Source organism: Hydrogenophaga sp. T2, assembly GCF_049843535.1.
Classification (GTDB): Bacteria; Pseudomonadota; Gammaproteobacteria; order Burkholderiales; family Burkholderiaceae_C; genus Hydrogenophaga; species Hydrogenophaga crocea.
Map to the genome: position 1 here is coordinate 38,071 of NZ_JBBHZJ010000010.1, position 13,292 is coordinate 51,362.

At 71.5% G+C, this 13,292-nt stretch carries 15 protein-coding genes; 10 read left to right on the forward strand and 5 right to left on the reverse strand.

Annotated features, from left to right (window positions below):
• The first annotated feature begins 20 nt into the window (after positions 1–20).
• The 8 genes from WDZ95_RS20260 (at position 21) to WDZ95_RS20295 (ending at position 6,383) form a co-directional block, all read left to right on the forward strand.
• Complete coding sequence (locus tag WDZ95_RS20260) at positions 21–860, forward strand: TatD family hydrolase (protein ID WP_425781157.1); 840 nt, start codon at positions 21–23, stop codon at positions 858–860.
• Entirely contained in the window at positions 857–1,351 is a 495-nt protein-coding gene (locus tag WDZ95_RS20265) for a DNA-deoxyinosine glycosylase (protein ID WP_425781159.1), read from the forward strand. The genes WDZ95_RS20260 and WDZ95_RS20265 overlap by 4 nt, the downstream gene beginning before the upstream one ends.
• A gap of 71 nt (positions 1,352–1,422) precedes the next feature.
• Entirely contained in the window at positions 1,423–1,629 is a 207-nt protein-coding gene (locus tag WDZ95_RS20270; protein WP_166223624.1) for a type II toxin-antitoxin system VapB family antitoxin, read from the forward strand.
• The gene (locus WDZ95_RS20275; RefSeq protein WP_425781161.1) at positions 1,626–2,006 is read left to right on the forward strand and encodes a type II toxin-antitoxin system VapC family toxin; all 381 of its coding nucleotides are present in this window, start codon (positions 1,626–1,628) and stop codon (positions 2,004–2,006) included. Before WDZ95_RS20270 ends, WDZ95_RS20275 begins: the two co-directional genes overlap by 4 nt.
• Before the next feature lie 12 nt (positions 2,007–2,018).
• Positions 2,019–2,771: a spermidine synthase gene (locus WDZ95_RS20280; protein ID WP_425781163.1), complete on the forward strand. Its 753-nt coding sequence runs from the start codon at positions 2,019–2,021 to the stop codon at positions 2,769–2,771.
• 7 nt (positions 2,772–2,778) lie between these two features.
• Positions 2,779–4,584 carry a GspE/PulE family protein gene (locus tag WDZ95_RS20285; protein ID WP_425781165.1) on the forward strand — a complete coding sequence of 602 codons (1,806 nt, stop codon included), beginning with the start codon at positions 2,779–2,781 and terminating at the stop codon, positions 4,582–4,584.
• Between the two features lie 55 nt (positions 4,585–4,639).
• Positions 4,640–5,581: a DMT family transporter gene (locus tag WDZ95_RS20290; RefSeq protein ID WP_425781167.1), complete on the forward strand. Its 942-nt coding sequence runs from the start codon at positions 4,640–4,642 to the stop codon at positions 5,579–5,581.
• A gap of 4 nt (positions 5,582–5,585) precedes the next feature.
• A complete protein-coding gene (locus WDZ95_RS20295) occupies positions 5,586–6,383 on the forward strand; it encodes an SDR family oxidoreductase (protein WP_425781169.1) in 798 nt (265 codons plus the stop codon).
• A 6-nt stretch (positions 6,384–6,389) separates the two neighbouring features.
• Here the strand turns inward: WDZ95_RS20295 and WDZ95_RS20300 are convergent, their stop codons facing one another.
• Both WDZ95_RS20300 and WDZ95_RS20305 read right to left on the reverse strand, forming a co-directional pair.
• The gene (locus tag WDZ95_RS20300; protein ID WP_425781171.1) at positions 6,390–7,655 is read right to left on the reverse strand and encodes a serine hydrolase domain-containing protein; all 1,266 of its coding nucleotides are present in this window, start codon (positions 7,653–7,655) and stop codon (positions 6,390–6,392) included.
• Between the two features lie 63 nt (positions 7,656–7,718).
• The gene (locus WDZ95_RS20305; protein ID WP_425781173.1) at positions 7,719–8,657 is read right to left on the reverse strand and encodes a DMT family transporter; all 939 of its coding nucleotides are present in this window, start codon (positions 8,655–8,657) and stop codon (positions 7,719–7,721) included.
• 105 nt (positions 8,658–8,762) lie between these two features.
• Here WDZ95_RS20305 and WDZ95_RS20310 point away from each other — a divergent pair, with 105 nt between their 5' ends.
• On the forward strand, positions 8,763–9,755 hold the full coding sequence (locus WDZ95_RS20310; RefSeq protein WP_425781175.1) for a quinone oxidoreductase family protein: 993 nt from the start codon (positions 8,763–8,765) through the stop codon (positions 9,753–9,755).
• Positions 9,752–11,044, forward strand: a complete 1,293-nt coding sequence (locus tag WDZ95_RS20315) for an amidase (protein ID WP_425781177.1) — start codon at positions 9,752–9,754, stop codon at positions 11,042–11,044. Before WDZ95_RS20310 ends, WDZ95_RS20315 begins: the two co-directional genes overlap by 4 nt.
• Before the next feature lie 79 nt (positions 11,045–11,123).
• On the opposite strand, the gene argG is transcribed toward WDZ95_RS20315, so the two are convergent.
• The 3 genes from argG to WDZ95_RS20330 form a co-directional block, all read right to left on the reverse strand.
• Positions 11,124–12,464: an argininosuccinate synthase gene (gene argG / locus WDZ95_RS20320; RefSeq protein ID WP_166223653.1), complete on the reverse strand. Its 1,341-nt coding sequence runs from the start codon at positions 12,462–12,464 to the stop codon at positions 11,124–11,126.
• Positions 12,465–12,481: 17 nt separating this feature from the next.
• A complete protein-coding gene (locus WDZ95_RS20325; RefSeq protein ID WP_166223656.1) occupies positions 12,482–12,799 on the reverse strand; it encodes a pyrimidine/purine nucleoside phosphorylase in 318 nt (105 codons plus the stop codon).
• An 89-nt stretch (positions 12,800–12,888) separates the two neighbouring features.
• Positions 12,889–13,236 carry an ArsC family reductase gene (locus WDZ95_RS20330; RefSeq protein ID WP_287469543.1) on the reverse strand — a complete coding sequence of 116 codons (348 nt, stop codon included), beginning with the start codon at positions 13,234–13,236 and terminating at the stop codon, positions 12,889–12,891.
• Between the last annotated feature and the right edge of the window lie 56 nt (positions 13,237–13,292).

Genomic DNA, 13,292 nt, shown 5'->3' on the forward strand with positions numbered 1-13,292 from the left:
TGCCCGACCCGAGACCGCCGATGTGGATCGACACCCATTGCCACCTGGACGCGCCCGAGTTCGATGCGCTGCCCGCCGACGCCTGGCACGCCGAGGCGCGCGCGCTCGGCGTGTCGTGCTGCGTGATCCCTGCGGTGGAGCGCGCCAACTGGGGCGCGGTGCGCGCGCTCGCGCACCGGCGCGGTGACCGCTACGCGCTCGGCATCCACCCGCTGTGCGTGCCGCGCGCGCTCGACGAGGACCTCGACGCGCTCGACGCCGCGCTCACCGCGCACCGCGACGACCCGCGCCTGGTGGCCGTGGGCGAGATCGGACTCGACTTCTTCGTGCCCGCGCTGATCGAGCCGGCCATGCGCGAGCGCCAGACGCGCTTTTACCGCGCGCAGCTGCGGCTGGCGCGCCGGCACGGCCTGCCGGTCATCCTGCACGTGCGGCGCAGCGCCGACGCGCTGCTCAAGGGCCTGCGCGAGCGGCCCGTGGCCGGCGGCATTGCCCATGCCTTCAATGGCAGCCTGCAGCAGGCGCAGGCCTTCACCGCGATGGGCTTTGCGCTGGGCTTCGGCGGCGCCATGAGCTTCGAGCCCGCGCAGCAGCTGCGCCGTCTGGCGCGCGAGCTGCCGCTCGAGTCGCTGGTGCTCGAGACCGACGCGCCCGACATCCCGCCCCAGTGGCTCTACGTGACCGCGGCCGAGCGCGCCGCGGGCCGTCCGCAGGGCATCAACCACCCGCGCGAGCTGCCGCGCATCGGCGCGGTGCTGGCCGGGTTGCGCGGCCTGCCGGTGGACGCGGTGGCGCAGGCCACCAGCGCCAACGCACGGCGCGTGCTGCCGCGGCTGGCCTTGCCGGCCGACGCCGCATGACGCGCCTCACCGGCCTGCCCCCGATCGCCGATGCCGGCACGCGCCTGCTGGTGCTGGGCAGTTTTCCCGGTGTGGCCTCGCTGCGCGCGCAGCAGTACTACGGCCACCCGCAGAACGCGTTCTGGAAGATCCTGGGCGCGCTCTGGGGCCTGCCGCTGGCGCAGGCCGCCTACGCCGAGCGCGTGGCCGCGCTGCACGCGCGCGGCCTGGGCGTGTGGGACGTGTACGCGAGCTGCGAGCGCGAAGGCAGCCTCGATGCCGACATCCGCGGCGCCACGCTCAACGACTTCGCGGCCTTGCGCGCGGCCTGCCCGCGGCTCGAGGCCATCGCCCACAACGGTGGCGAAAGTTATCGCCACGCGCGCCACACGCGCGCGCTCGGCCTGCCGGTGCACCGCCTGCCCTCCACCAGCCCGGCCAATGCAGGCTGGTCGTTCGAGCGCAAGCTCGAGGCCTGGCGCGGGGTGTTGGCGGCGTACGGCGTGGCATGAGGCGCACTCGCCGTTTGTAGTGATGCCGGCTTGGATGCAGAATCGCATCAGTTTTGATGCAGGAGAGTTCCATGCGAACCACCGTCACCATCGACGACGCGCTCTACGAAAAGGCCCTGGAGGTGGCGGACCCTGGCATGGACAAGGCCGACATCATCCGGGAAGCCGTCAAGACCTATGTTCGCGTGCAAGCGGCCAAACGCCTGGTCGCCCTGGGTGGCTCGATGCCCGACATGCCCGACGTGCCCCGACGCCGCACCGAGCCCGCCTCGAAATGAGGGTGCTTGTCGATACGTCGGTGTGGATCGACCACTTCCGCCAGGGCAACACCGCCTTGGTCGAACTCGTGCGGCTCGACCTGGTGCTCACGCACCCCATGGTCATCGCCGAGATCGCCTGCGGCACCCCACCCGCGCCCCGCGGCCAGACCCTGAGCAACCTGGCCATGCTGCAGGCTTGCAACGAAGCCAGCATGGGCGAGGTCATGGCCTTCATCGAGCGCGAAGAGCTGCATGGCCTTGGCTGTGGGCTCGTCGACTTGAACCTGCTGGCGTCGACACTCATCACGCCCGGGGCGGTGCTGTGGACCCTGGACAAACGCCTGGCCGATCTGGCCCGCCGCTTCCGCGTCGCGCACACCGCCGCGCTGCACTGATTTCCCCGCCTCATGAAAACCCCCGCCTCCCTGCCCGACGTCAGCATCTCCGAAGACGGCGAGGTGCGTTTCCTGCACCTCGGCACCGAATGGGTCCAGGGCTCGATGCTGCTCGACGCGCCGTTCGACATCGAGCTCGAGTACGTGCAGCGCATGATGGCCTGGCTGCTGTTCGTGGAGCCCGACAGTGTGGGCAAGCGCCGCGCGCTGCAGCTGGGCCTGGGTTCGGCCGCGCTCACCAAGTTCTGCTTCAAGCGCCTGCGCATGGACACCACCGCGATCGAGATCAATCCGCAGGTGGTGGCGGTGTGCCGGCGCTGGTTCAAGCTGCCGCCCGACAGCGCGCGCCTGCGCGTGCTGCTGGCCGACGCGGGCGAGGCCATCCGCGCCGACGAACACCTGCAACGCTACGACGCGCTGCAGGTCGACCTGTACGACCACGAGGCTGCCGCGCCCGTGCTCGACTCGGCCGATTTCTACGCCGACTGCCGCAACACCCTCACCGACGAAGGCTGCCTCACGGTCAATCTTTTCGGTCGCGATGCCAGCTACGAGCGCTCGCTGCAAAGCCTGAGCGAGGCCTTCGGCGCCGATGCGGTCTGGGCCTTCCGGCCCACGCGCGAAGGCAACACCGTGGTGCTGGCCCAGCGCCAGGCGAGCCGGCCCTCGCGCATGGAACTGCTGGCGCGCGCCGAGGCCGTGCAGCAGCGCTGGGGCCTGCCCGCGGTGAAGTGGCTGCGCCTGTTCCAACCCGTGGTCCGCTGACACCGCCATGAAAAAAGCCGCCGCCGAAGCCACCGTCCACCAAGGCCCGCTCGACTGGCGCCACCTGCTGCGCTGGCTGCGCGAGGACGGCGTGATCAGCGAAGCCGAGGCGCAGCGCACCGAAGCGCGCATCGCCACCGCGCACAGCACCCAGCACCCGCTGCAGCGGCTCGCGGTGGTGGGCATCGCGCGCGCCAGCGACGGCCATGTGCTCGACGCCGAGGCGCTCACGCAATGGCTGGCGCAGCGCAGCGGCCTCGACTATTGCCGCATCGACCCGCTCAAGGTCGACGTGGGCAAGGTGGCCGACGTGATGAGCGCGGCCTATGCCGAGCGCCACCGCGTGCTGCCGGTGCAGGTGAGCCCGGTGGAGGTGGTGGTGGCCACGGGCGAGCCCTTCGTGCGCGACTGGGTGGGCGAGGTCGAGCGCCAGACGCGCAAGAGCGTGCGCCTGGTGCTCGCGAGTCCGGCCGAGATCTCGCGCTACACGGGCGAGTTTTTCGCGCTCGCGAAGTCGGTGCGCGCGGCGCACAAGGCGGGCGGATCGGCGGGCATCAACAGCTTCGAGCAGCTGGTGGAACTGGGCAAGGCCAACAAACAGCTCGACGCCAACGACCAGGGCGTGGTGCAGGTGGTCGACTGGCTCTGGCAGTACGCCTTCGACCAGCGCGCGAGCGACATCCACCTCGAGCCGCGCCGCGACCAGGGCGTGATCCGCTTCCGCATCGACGGCGTGCTGCACCCGGTGTACCAGCTGCCGCTGGGCGTGATGAACGCCATGACCGCGCGCATCAAGCTGCTGGGCCGCATGGACGTGGTGGAGCGGCGGCGCCCGCAGGACGGCCGCATCAAGACGCTCAAGCCCGGTGTGGGCGGCGCGCGCGGCGACGAGGTGGAAATGCGCCTGTCCACGCTGCCCACGGCCTTCGGCGAGAAGCTGGTCATGCGCATCTTCGACCCCGAGTCCACGGTGAAAGACCTGGCCGCGCTGGGCTTCGGCGCGCACGACGCGCAGCGCTGGGAGGCGCTCACGCGGCGCCCGCACGGCATCGTGCTGGTCACGGGCCCCACGGGCTCGGGCAAGACCACCACGCTCTATGCCACGCTCAAACGCCTGGCCACCGAAGAGGTCAACGTGAGCACGGTCGAAGACCCGATCGAGATGATCGAGCCGGCCTTCAACCAGACCCAGGTGCAGCCGCAGCTCGACCTCGATTTCGCGCAAGGCCTGCGCGCGCTCATGCGCCAGGACCCGGACATCATCATGGTGGGCGAGATCCGCGACCTCGCGACCGCCGAGATGGCCGTGCAGGCCGCGCTCACGGGCCACCTCGTGTTCTCCACCCTGCACACCAACGACGCGCCCTCGGCCGTGATGCGCCTGATGGAGCTGGGCATTCCGCCCTACCTGATCAGCGCCACCGTGCTGGGCGTGCTCGCGCAGCGCCTGGTGCGCACGCTGTGCCCGGCCTGCAAGCAACCGCTCGACAAGGACGCGGTGGCGAGCAGCCGCGAACAGCTCGCCGAGGTGGTCAAGCCCTGGCAGATCTCGGGCGGCTACCGGCCTTACCAGCCGGTGGGCTGTGTCGACTGCCGCATGACCGGCTACCGCGGCCGCATGGGCCTGTACGAACTGCTCAGCGTCACCGAGGCATTCAAGGACAAGGTGAGCCGCGAGCCGAAGATGGAAGCCCTGCGCGCGCAAGGCGTGGCCGATGGCATGCGGCCGCTGCGCCTGGCGGGGGCGGCGCGCATCGCCGAAGGCCTGACCACGCTCGACGAGGTGCTGGCGGCCACGCCGCCACTGCAGTGAGCCAAAGGCCCCGCGGCGCGGGGCACGGCGGGCCGCGCCGATAATGCGGCGCTTCATGTCCGCTGCCCAGCCCCACCCCCACCTCGCCACCGGCCTGCTGATGGCCTCGCTCGGCTCGATCGCGTTCAGCGGCAAGGCCATCATCGTGAAGCTCGCGTACCGCTATGGCGTGGACGCGGTCACGCTCATCATGTACCGCATGCTGTTCGCGCTGCCGCTGTTCCTGGCGCTGGTGTGGTGGGCCAGCCGGCCGCGCAAGGGCCAGCGGCCCGCGCCGCTCACGCGGCGCGACTGGCTCGGCGTGATCGGCCTCGGCGTCACCGGCTACTACCTCGCGAGCTTTCTCGATTTCTGGGGCCTCGAATACATCACCGCGAGCCTCGAGCGGCTCATCCTCTACCTCAACCCCACGCTCGTGCTGGTGCTGGGCTGGCTGCTGTATGGCCGGCGCATCTCGCGCCTGCAGGCCATCGCCATGGCCGTGAGCTACGCGGGCGTGCTGCTGGTGTTCGGCCACGAGGCCGGCGTGCAGGGCCCCAACGCCGCGCTCGGCGCGGCCCTGGTGTTCGCGAGCGCGGTGAGCTACGCGGTCTATCTCGTCTACAGCGGTGAGCTCGTGAAGCGCCTGGGCTCGGCGCGCCTGGTGGGCCTGGCCACCAGCGTGGCCTGCGTGCTGTGCCTGGCGCAGTTCGCGCTGCTGCGGCCGATGTCGGCCGCGCTGGTGGCGCCCGAGGTGATCGGCCTGTCGCTGCTCAACGCCACGCTGTGCACCTTCGTGCCGGTGCTGCTGGTGATGATGGCCATCGAGCGCATCGGCTCGGGGCTGACCGCGCAGACCGGGATGATCGGCCCGATGTCCACCATCCTCATGGGCGTGTTCATCCTGGGCGAACCCTTCAACGGCTGGATCATCGCGGGCACGGTGCTGGTGCTCAGCGGCGTGTACCTGGTGACGCGCTTCGGCGCGCCCAAACCGACCAACAAGACTGGAGATTGATCACATGGACCTGGGCATCAAGGGCAAATGGGCACTGGTGGGCGGCGCGAGCAAGGGCCTCGGCCTGGGCTGCGCGCAGGCGCTCGCGGCCGAAGGCGTGAACGTGGTGATGGTGGCGCGTGGCGCCGAGGCGCTGCAGGCCGCGGCGCAGGCGATCCGCGCGGCGCAGCCCGGTGTGCAGGTGCTGCCGGTGGCCGCCGACATCACCACCCCCGCGGGGCGCGAGGCGGTGTTCGGCGCGGCCGGCGGGCCGGGCAAAGCCTTCGACATCGTGGTCACCAACGCGGGCGGCCCGCCGCCCGGCGATTTCCGCCAGTGGAGCCGCGACACCTGGATCGCCGCGCTCGACGCCAACATGCTCACGCCGATCGAGCTCATCAAGGCCACGGTCGACGGCATGGCCGAGCGTGGCTTCGGCCGCATCGTCAACATCACCTCGGGCGCGGTGAAGGCCCCGCTGCAGGTGCTGGGCCTGTCCAACGGCGCGCGCACCGGCCTCACGGGTTTCGTGGCCGGCCTGGCGCGCAGCGAGATCGCCGCGCGCGGCGTCACCATCAACAACCTGCTGCCCGGCGCCTTCGAGACCGAGCGCCTGCGCACCACGCTCGGCGGCCTGGCGCAGAAGCAGGGCCAGACCTACGAGGCCGTGGCCGATGGCCGCCGCCAGAACGTGCCGGCCAAGCGCTTCGGCAACGCCGACGAGTTCGGTGCGGTCTGCGCCTTCCTGTGCAGCCGGCACGCGGCCTACATCACGGGCCAGAACATCCTGGCCGACGGCGGCGCGTACCCGGGCACGTTCTGAGCCCGCTCAGCGCGCGCCGAAGGCCTGCAGCACGCCATTGAGGAAGGCGCTGCGCTCGCGGCGCGATGCCTCGTCGGACGACAGCGGCCAGACCGCGGTGTGCACGATGACCAGCCCATGCGCGGGCACGACGGTGATGCTCTGACCGTACACGCCGATCAGCGCGTACGAGCGCACGCGGCCACCGCCCAGCCAGAACTGGTAGCCGTAGCCGAAGCCCGGCCCCGCTTCATTGACCCGGAAGCCCGCGGGCACGAGCGCGTTGTCGGTGGCCTGCCGCAGGTAGTCGCGCGGCACGACCGCCTGGCCCGCGCGCGCGCCCTCGTTGGCGAGCAGCATGCCCAGTCGCGCGTAGTCGCGCGCCGTCGCGTTGAAGCCACCCGCGCAGTACTCAATGCCCTGCCATCCCACGAGCCAGCTCGCATCGGCCTCGGCGCCCAGCGGCTTCCACAACCACTCCTGCGTGATCTCGGCCACGGAGCGCCGGGTGGCGCCGTGCAGCACGTGGCACAGCACCTGGGTCTCGCCCGAGCTGTACTTGAAGCGGCTGCCGGGTGGCGCGTCCTGCGGCCGGCGGGCGGTGAGCACGGCCGTCGGATCGCCGCCGCGGTGCACGCGAAACAGCGCGCCCCAGAGGTCGGCCACGTCATCGCGGCCGCCGTAGTCCTCGGTCCAGCGCACGCCCGAGCCCATGAGCAGCAGGTGGCGCAGCGTGGCCGCACCGTAGGCGCTGCCCTGCAGTTCGGGCGCGTAGGTTTGCGCCGTGTCGTCGAGCGAGCGGATGAGGCCGCGCTCGAGCGCCATGCCCACCAGCAGCGAGGTGATGCTCTTGGCCATCGAGAAGCTGATGAAGCGCTGTTGCGGCGTGCGTTCGTACTGGTAGCGCTCCAGGCGCAGGGCGCCGTCCTTCACGATCAGCAGGCTGGTGACGCGGCGGCGCTGCAGGTAGTCTTCGAGCGTGAAGGTCTGGCCCTCGAAGCTGTAGCGGATCTCGGGCGGCGGTTCGCCGGCCGCGAGCGGCCACACCGGTCCCTCGCGCGCCACGGGGCGGCTGGGCATGATCTCGTCGAGCGCGCTGAAACTGCCCACCTTGTGCCGCTCGGCCGTGGCTTCCTGCGGTGTGCCGCGCGGGTAGCCGCGCGCGCGGCCCAGGGCTTCTTCGTCGGGTGCGGCATGCGCCGCGCCAGCGCTCAGCGCCAGCAGGCTGCACACGATCAGCGCTCGGCGCCCGGTGGCGGCGCGCGTCTGCGCGGTTCGAACAAGGCTGGGCATGCGGGACACCTCCGGCGCGCCATGGTGGGGCCTGACGGGCGTCTTGACCAGCCCGGCCGGCGCTCAGCGCCGCGACGACACCAGGATGCCGCCCACGATCAGCACGAAGCTCAGGGCGTGGTACGCGCGCGGCGGTTCGCCGAGCAGCGTGGCCGACATCAGCGCCGCGAACAGCGGCGTGAGGTTGTTGAAGAACGAGGCTGTGGCCGGCCCCACACGCGCCACCGCCGCGCCCCAGCAGCGGTAGGCCACGAGCGAGGGGCCCACGGCCACATAGACCAGTGCGGCCGCCAGCGGCCAGCCCCACTGGACGGCGTGTTCGCCCTCGGCCCGCGGCGGCAGCGACAGCCATTCGGCGCTCGCGAACAGGCCCGACCACACCAGGCCCATCACCACCTGCGCGAGCAGGAAGGCGGCCCAGTCGGCGCGGATTTCGGCGGGCTCACTGCCCGGCCGCGGCCGCGCGAGCAGCCAGCTGTACCAGGCCCAGAGGATGGAGGCCAGCACGATCCAGCCGTCGCCCGGCACGAACTGCACCGCGAGCAGCTGGTTCAGGTCGCCGCGCGAGAGCACCGTGGCCACGCCCGCGAGCGACAGCGCCGTGCCCAGCGCCGCGCGGCGCGACACCGGCACGCCGTAGAGCAGCCGGCCCAGCAGCAGCATCCACACCGGCATGCTCGCGGCCACCAGGGTCACGTTCATGGGGGTGGAGGTGGTGAGCGCCAGGTACTGCAGCGCGTTGTAGCTGCCCACGCCCAGCAGCCCCAGCAGCGCGAAGCGGCGCCAGTGCGGCCACAGCGGGCTGCCCGGGCGCAGCACCCAGCCGGCGAACGGCAGCAGCAGCACGAAGGCCAGCACCCAGCGCAGGAAGTTCAGCGTGATCGGCGGCACCACGCCGCCCATGAGCCGGCCCACGATGGCGTTGCCCGCCCACAGCAGGGGCGGCAGCAGCAGGAGCGCGAGGGTGGGGCCACTGAGGCGGGCGGTGGGGGCGGCAGGCATGGGGCGGCACTGTAGCAAGCACCCCAAGACCCGACCGGGGCAGGGTCGGGCGGTTTCGTGGCAGCATCGCCCCCGCTTCGTTTGCGCACAACCCGAGGAGACCCCATGAGCACCAGCAGCCGCGCCGTCCGCATCCACGCCCACGGCGGCCCCGAACAACTCGTGATCGACACCGTTGAGGTCGGCGATCCCGGCCCGGGCCAGGTCCGCATCCGCCACCACGCGATCGGCCTGAACTACATCGACGTCTACCAGCGCACCGGCCTGTACCCGGCCACCATGCCGCTGGCGCTGGGCATGGAGGGCGCGGGCGTGATTGAGGCGGTGGGCGAGGGCGTGACCCACCTCAAGGCCGGCGACCGCGCGGCCTATGCGGCCAACCCGCCCGGCAGCTACTGCGACGTGCGCGTGATGCCCGCGATGAACGTGTGCAAGCTGCCCGACGCGATCGACTTCGAGACCGGCGCGGCCATGATGCTCAAGGGCCTGACCGCGCAGTACCTGCTCAAGCGCAGCCGCCCGGTGGAAGGCCTGGCGCCCGGCGACTTCGTGCTGTTCCACGCGGCCGCGGGCGGCGTGGGCCTGATCGCCTGCCAGTGGGCCAAAGCGCTGGGCCTGCGCCTGATCGCCACCGCGGGCTCCGACGACAAGTGCAGGCTCGCGCTCGAACACGGCGCCTCGCACGCCATCAACTACCGCACCGAAGACTTCCTCGCGCGCGTCAAGGACATCACCGGCGGCCAGGGCGTGAAGGTGGTCTACGACTCGGTGGGCAAGGACACCTGGGACAAATCGCTCGACTGCCTGCGCCCCTTCGGCCTCATGGTGAGCTTCGGCAACGCCTCGGGCCCGGCCCCGGCCTTCGCGCCCGGCATCCTCGCCGCCAAGGGCTCGATCTACGTGACGCGCCAGACCCTGTTCACCCACATCAGCAACCGCGAGCGCACGCAGCAGATGGCCGACGAGCTCTTCGACGTGGTGGTGAGCGGCCAGGTGAAGATCCGCATCGACCAGCGATTCGCGCTGACCGAGGTGAAGCAGGCGCACGAAAGCCTGGAGGCGCGCGCCACCACCGGCTGCACCGTGCTGCTGCCGTGAGCGGCGCGCTCGAACGGCTCGAGGCCGTGCTGGCCGCGCTCGACGCGGGCAGCGAAGCGGTGCGCCACGTCTACAACCGCGTGTTCACCGCCAGCGCGCGCGCCGCGGCCGCTGCGGCCGATGCGCGCGCTTGGGCCGGCCAGCCCCTGGGCCCGCTCGACGGGCGCCTGGTGTCGGTGAAGGACCTGTTCGACGTCGCCGGCGAGACCACCACCGCGGGCTCGGCGCTGCTGCGCGGCGCGCCGCCCGCCACGCGCGACGCGCCCGTGGTGCAGCGCCTGCGCGCCGCGGGCGCGGTGCTCGTGGGCCACACCAACATGACCGAGTTCGCCTTCTCCGGCGTGGGCCTGAACCCGCACTGGGGCACGCCGGGCAATGCGCACGACCCGGCCTGCATCCCGGGCGGCTCGTCGTCGGGCGCCGGCGTGTCGGTGGGCCGGCAACTGGCCGAGATCGCGATCGGCTCGGACACCGGCGGCTCGGTGCGCATCCCCGCGGCGCTCAACGGCCTGGTGGGCTTCAAGCCCACGCAGGCGCGCGTGCCGCGCGAGGGCGCGTTCCCGCTCTCGTTCACGCTCGACACCGTGGGCCCGCTGGCACGCAGCGTGGCCGATGCCGCGCGGGCCGACAGCGTGCTCGCGGGCGAAGCACCCGAAGACCTGCCCGTGCGCCAGGTGCGCGGCCTGCGCCTGGGCGTGCCGCGCGGCCTGCTGTTCACGCAGGCCGACGGCGCGGTGCTCACCGCCGTGGAGCAGGCCCTGTCGGCGCTGTCGGCCGCCGGCGCGCGCGTGACCGACGAGGCCCTGGACGAGTGGATGGGCGCGCCGTTTCGCCTGCAGGAGCGCGGCACCCTGGTCGCGGCCGAGGCCGCGTGCATTCACCGCGACTGGACCGAGACCCGCGCCGAGGCCTACGACCCGCTGGTGCTGGGCCGCATCCGCAAGGGCCAGGCGTTGGACGCCGCGACCTACGTGGGCATCCAGCAGGCGCGGCTGGCCTTGCAGACCACGCTGGACCACCGCCTGGCCGATCTCGACGCGCTGGTGCTGCCCACGGTGCCGCTGCTCGCGCCGCGCATCGACGCGCTGCAGGACGAAGCCGCCTTCACGCGCACCAACCTGCTGCTGCTGCGCAACCCCTCGGTGTTCAACTTCTTCGATCTGCCGGCGCTGTCGCTGCCGCTGCCCGTGCCGCGCCCCGTGGGCCTGATGGTGGTGGGCCGGCGTGGCCGCGACCGCGAGCTGCTCGCGCTCGGCGCGGCGATCGAGCGGCTGCTGCAGCCGCGCTGAAAACACGACGGGCCGGTGCGCCATGGCGCCCGGCCCGTCGGGGGCGCGCGGCGCTGGGCCGCGCGCGGGGTGGCGAGGCTCAGTCGGCCTTGCGCTCGTGGCCCAGTTGCGGCAGCACCGAACCCTCGGCCGAGAGCAGGCCGGCGCGCGCGTACACGCCCAGCTTGCCGCGCGTGTCGGTGATGTCGAGGTTGCGCATGGTGAGCTGGCCGATGCGGTCCAGCGGCGTGAACGGCGCGTCTTCCACCTTCTCCATGGACAGGCGCTCGGGCGCGTAGGTGAGGTTGGGGCTCTCGGTGTTGAGGATGGAGTAGTCGTTGCCGCGGCGCAGCTCGACCGTCACCTCGCCCGTCACCGCGCGCGCCACCCAGCGCTGCGAGGCCTCGCGCAGCATGATGGCCTGCGGGTCGAACCAGCGGCCCTGGTACAGCAGGCGGCCCAGCTTGAGGCCGTTGATGCGGTACTGCTCGATGGTGTCTTCGTTGTGGATGCCGGTGACCAGGCGCTCGTAGGCGATGTGCAGCAGCGCCAGGCCCGGGGCCTCGTAGATGCCGCGGCTCTTGGCCTCGATGATGCGGTTCTCGATCTGGTCGCTCATGCCCAGGCCGTGGCGGCCGCCGATCTCATTGGCCTTCATGATGAGATCGACCGGGCTCGCGAAGGTCTGGCCGTTGAGCGCCACCGGCTGGCCTTCTTCGAAGCGCACCGTGACCTCTTCGGCCTTGACCACGCAATCGTCGCGCCAGAACGGCACGCCCATGATGGGGTTGACGATGCGGATGCCCGAGTTCAGGTGCTCGAGGTCCTTGGCCTCGTGCGTGGCGCCGAGCATGTTGCTGTCGGTGCTGTAGGCCTTCTCCACCGACATCTTGTAGTCGAAGCCGTTGGCGATGAGGAACTCGCTCATCTCCTTGCGGCCGCCGAGTTCGTCGATGAAGGTCTGGTCGAGCCAGGGCTTGTAGATCTTCAGGCCGGGGTTGGTGAGCAGGCCGTAGCGGTAGAAGCGCTCGATGTCGTTGCCCTTGAAGGTCGAGCCGTCGCCCCAGATGTGGACGTCGTCTTCCTTCATGGCGGCCACCAGCATGGTGCCGGTGACGGCGCGGCCCAGCGGCGTGGTGTTGAAGTAGGTGATGCCCGCGGTGCTGATGTGGAAGGCGCCGCACTGCAGCGCGGCGATGCCTTCGTGCGCGAGCTGCAGGCGGCAGTCGATCAGGCGCGCCTTCTCGGCGCCGTAGGCCATGGCCTTGCGCGGGATCGCGTCGTAGTCGTCCTCGTCGGGCTGGCCGAGGTTGGCGGTGTAGGCATAGGGCAGGGCGCCCTTCTTCTTCATCCACAGCAGGGCGGCGCTGGTGTCGAGGCCGCCCGAGAAGGCGATGCCGACCTTCTGTTGCGTGGGCAGGTTTTGCAGGATGGTGGCCATGGCGGTGGGCTCCGGGATCAGCCGAAATGGCAGATGTAGTGATAGGACTCGGCGACGCGGATCTGGAAGCTGCTGTTGCCGGGCACCTTGAAGGTGTCGCCCGGGCCGCTCTTGACCCACTCGCTCGCGCCGCTCAGCAGGTACTCGCAGCCGCCGGCCACGCACTCCATGATCTCGGGCGCGCCGGTGTTGAAGGTCAGCGTGGCGGGCAGGATCACGCCCACCGATTTTTTCGTGCCGTCGGCGAGCGTGAGGCTGTGGCTCACGCACTTGCCGTCGAAGTAGACGTTGGCCTGGGTGGCGACGGTCACGCCGCTGATCTGGGTGGTGCTCATGGTGGAACGGGGATGGGCGCCGCGAGGGCGGGGGGCGGAAAGCCCGCGATTTTAGGCGGCGGGCCCCGCGGGCCCGCCAGGGCGCGGCCTCAGCGGCGTTGCGCCCAGTCGGCCGCGTCGAAGCCCACGGTGGTGCGGCCGTCGCTCCAGGCGACCACCGGGCGCTTGACGAGGCTGGGATGGGCGCGCATGAGCGCGGCGGCGCTGGCGGCGTCGGTCACGCCCGCGCGGGTGGCCTCGTCGAGCGCGCGCCAGGCCGTGCCCTTGCGGTTGAGCACCGTTTCCCAGCCATGGGCCGCGATCCAGGCGGCGAGGCCGGCCTCGGGCACGCCGAGCTTCTTGAAGTCGTGGAACTGGTAAGGGCGGCCGTTCGCGTCGAGCCAGGCGCGGGCCTTCTTCACCGTGTCGCAGTTGGGGATGCCGTGCAGCGTGATCATGGGCCGCATTGTCCGCGACGTCCGGACGGGCAAGGCCCGGGTGGGACAATCGCGGC

What these genes read in the sequence shown, in the direction of transcription:
- WDZ95_RS20260 (WP_425781157.1), top strand. Translation starts at nt 21, where the DNA reads ATGTGGATCGACACCCATTGCCACCTGGACGCGCCCGAGTTCGATGCG.
- WDZ95_RS20265 (WP_425781159.1), top strand. Translation starts at nt 857, where the DNA reads ATGACGCGCCTCACCGGCCTGCCCCCGATCGCCGATGCCGGCACGCGC.
- WDZ95_RS20270 (WP_166223624.1), top strand. Translation starts at nt 1,423, where the DNA reads ATGCGAACCACCGTCACCATCGACGACGCGCTCTACGAAAAGGCCCTG.
- WDZ95_RS20275 (WP_425781161.1), top strand. Translation starts at nt 1,626, where the DNA reads ATGAGGGTGCTTGTCGATACGTCGGTGTGGATCGACCACTTCCGCCAG.
- WDZ95_RS20280 (WP_425781163.1), top strand. Translation starts at nt 2,019, where the DNA reads ATGAAAACCCCCGCCTCCCTGCCCGACGTCAGCATCTCCGAAGACGGC.
- WDZ95_RS20285 (WP_425781165.1), top strand. Translation starts at nt 2,779, where the DNA reads ATGAAAAAAGCCGCCGCCGAAGCCACCGTCCACCAAGGCCCGCTCGAC.
- WDZ95_RS20290 (WP_425781167.1), top strand. Translation starts at nt 4,640, where the DNA reads ATGTCCGCTGCCCAGCCCCACCCCCACCTCGCCACCGGCCTGCTGATG.
- WDZ95_RS20295 (WP_425781169.1), top strand. Translation starts at nt 5,586, where the DNA reads ATGGACCTGGGCATCAAGGGCAAATGGGCACTGGTGGGCGGCGCGAGC.
- WDZ95_RS20300 (WP_425781171.1), bottom strand. Translation starts at nt 7,655, where the DNA reads ATGCCCAGCCTTGTTCGAACCGCGCAGACGCGCGCCGCCACCGGGCGC.
- WDZ95_RS20305 (WP_425781173.1), bottom strand. Translation starts at nt 8,657, where the DNA reads ATGCCTGCCGCCCCCACCGCCCGCCTCAGTGGCCCCACCCTCGCGCTC.
- WDZ95_RS20310 (WP_425781175.1), top strand. Translation starts at nt 8,763, where the DNA reads ATGAGCACCAGCAGCCGCGCCGTCCGCATCCACGCCCACGGCGGCCCC.
- argG (WP_166223653.1), bottom strand. Translation starts at nt 12,464, where the DNA reads ATGGCCACCATCCTGCAAAACCTGCCCACGCAACAGAAGGTCGGCATC.
- WDZ95_RS20325 (WP_166223656.1), bottom strand. Translation starts at nt 12,799, where the DNA reads ATGAGCACCACCCAGATCAGCGGCGTGACCGTCGCCACCCAGGCCAAC.
- WDZ95_RS20330 (WP_287469543.1), bottom strand. Translation starts at nt 13,236, where the DNA reads ATGATCACGCTGCACGGCATCCCCAACTGCGACACGGTGAAGAAGGCC.